This is a genomic window from Peribacillus sp. NPDC058002, from assembly GCF_042886655.1.
In the GTDB taxonomy this organism is placed as follows: Bacteria; Bacillota; Bacilli; order Bacillales; family DSM-1321; genus Peribacillus; species Peribacillus aracenensis.
Genome location: NZ_JBHVQU010000397.1, coordinates 1 through 2,369 on the forward strand (window position 1 = coordinate 1; position 2,369 = coordinate 2,369).

Annotated in this window: 1 protein-coding gene; it reads right to left on the reverse strand. The window is 34.7% G+C overall.

The genetic code is table 11. The annotated features are described in order from the left end of the window. Nucleotides 1–618: 618 nt before the first annotated feature. On the reverse strand, nucleotides 619–2,369 hold a 1,751-nt coding region (locus ACFVSH_RS25520; protein ID WP_387708557.1), incomplete at its 5' end, for a PhoX family protein.

Genomic DNA, 2,369 nt, shown 5'->3' on the forward strand with positions numbered 1-2,369 from the left:
AATCAACGTTAAATCGTTTCGTTTTAAAAACAACAATCTTTACGAAAAGAGCCTTAATTTAAAACCGCACTTACTTATGATACGGTTCACCGTAATGTATCTAAATGAGGCTTTTTATTCCACTTAACTTCCTCAGTAAACTTTACAATAAAACTTTCTCCGTCAAATGTTGCGATGATGAATAAATGTTATCACACCCATATCCAATATGTGACCCAATTTCTTTTACTGTTTTGCCATTAAAATTTTTGCTCGAGAGCGTTTAAACCTTCTAAACCCATAGGCTCTTCATTCAGAACCCTTGTTATATTATTTATACCTTCAGAAAAATAGGATGTTTACGTTTTTTTATTGCTTCAAAATTATGTCTTAACCCCAACAAATAATACAGAGCCAAATTAAAATGGATGAGGGCTGTCACAAAAGTCATTTTTTAATCACTTTTATGACAGCCCTTTTCATTTTTATAAGCACAAAACTTCATTTACTGAAGGCATTTTAGGAGCCAGTTTATCCATTACTTAGTAACTTTATAAGCGCTTATATTTCCGGCTGCATAAGTTGCCGTTACGTAAATTTGTGTTCCTTCAATTAGGTTCATTACCTAATTTAAACTTATCATTTTTTATCAATTTCTAAACTTTTTTGATATTTACCATTATTATATTTTGTTAAAGAAGGTATACCAGAGATATAACCAATCCCCCCTGTTTTATTAATGCCAATTTGTTCGTCAACAGCTTTAAGTAATTCATCTTTGTTAACAGCTGTAATTGACTTACCATCTAGTTCATCACCAGGATGTTGGAAATTACTGAAAATGTATGAGAATCCGTTGCGGTCATCAGCAGCAAATAATCCAGTTGCTTCTGCTCCTGCTGGAACAGATAGAATACGATTTAATTCTTTCGTATCAACATTATATGCCCAAACATAGTTATTTGTGTGAGCACCGCTATCTTCACCAATAAAGAGGGTTCTCATTGCTTCAGAATAACTTAAGTTATCGGGATTAGCTACTTTGTCTACATTTGCAGTGTTTCCATATGCATCAGCATTAGGAATGTCTTCTCCTACCACCAATCCATACATTGATGGTGCTACATAAGAGCTATGAATAGCCTTTCCTTCGCTATCCTTTTGACCACCTTGTAAATCTAATTGATAGGTTACACCAGCTTTAATTTTTGGTAATTGGAGATGGTCTGCTGGGTCTTTTCCTGTTGAATCTTTTTCCATACTCTTACTTTGATCGGAAATAGCAATATATACTTTTTTATCCTTTTCGTTAAGCGCTAAACCTTCCATTTTGTTAAATTCAGTAGTCGCACCAAGCATTGCTGCGTATCGGCGTGTTTCAAGGAAGGCAGCTGCTTTTTCTTTACCAGGTTTAAGTTTTAGATATTCTGTTTTACCATATGAATATTGTTTAATCGCTGTAAAACCTTCTTTTGGTACATCAGAAGTTTCAAAAATATCATTGAATGTAATGCCGCTGTCAATAATTTTTTCCACTTCTTTATCCGTTGCATGTCCTAAATTAATCCATTCTAAGTCTCCTGAACCACCATTTTCAGTACCTGTTTGTTTAAATTTAGCTGCATATAGTGTACCCGCTGATAAATCTTTTGCTTTATCGGCTATATACATAAACATTCCTGTATTACCACCATCATCACCGTAAAATACAGTTTTGTTATCAGGCATTACTTTGGCTAACTCATGGGAGAAACGCCCTGTACTGTAATGTTTTACAGCCGATGCTTTCCCCTTCTTATCTACTGTAATTTCAGGAGTGTAGCCATAGAAATAAGGATTAGCCTTTGCTTTATTTCCAAAATAGAATTGAGCAAATGTTTCAACTTGACTTCTTGTTTTTGATGTAGGGTCCGCAAATTGACGAGCATCTGGCTCATACTCTTCTGAACCTAAATGTGTATTCCATGGTGATAAAGAACCATTACATGGAATCCAAAGTCCATTTACTGCCGAAAAATCGATTTTTTCTACTTTTACAGGTTTAAGTTCACCTGTTTTTTTGTCCTGTTCCAACTCAGTTAAAGACATAGATGCTGGGACTAAACCGTATGCCGATTGACCAGCAGCATCAATTGTTTGATATTCATAATGTGTAACCATATAAAGTTTGCCGTCAATTGGCATTAATAAGCTATTTGAATCCGGAGCATCTGAAACAAAATATTTTCCGTCTGTGCTGCTTGGATCCTTAATTGGGTTTCCTTTTACATCAATTGGTGTACCTGCAGGAATTTTTTCACCTTTAACGGTTGCTACCTTATCTTCCGATTTAAATAGGTAGTTGTAGGACAACGGAAATGTTTTTACTTTTCCATTGCTATATTTTACAT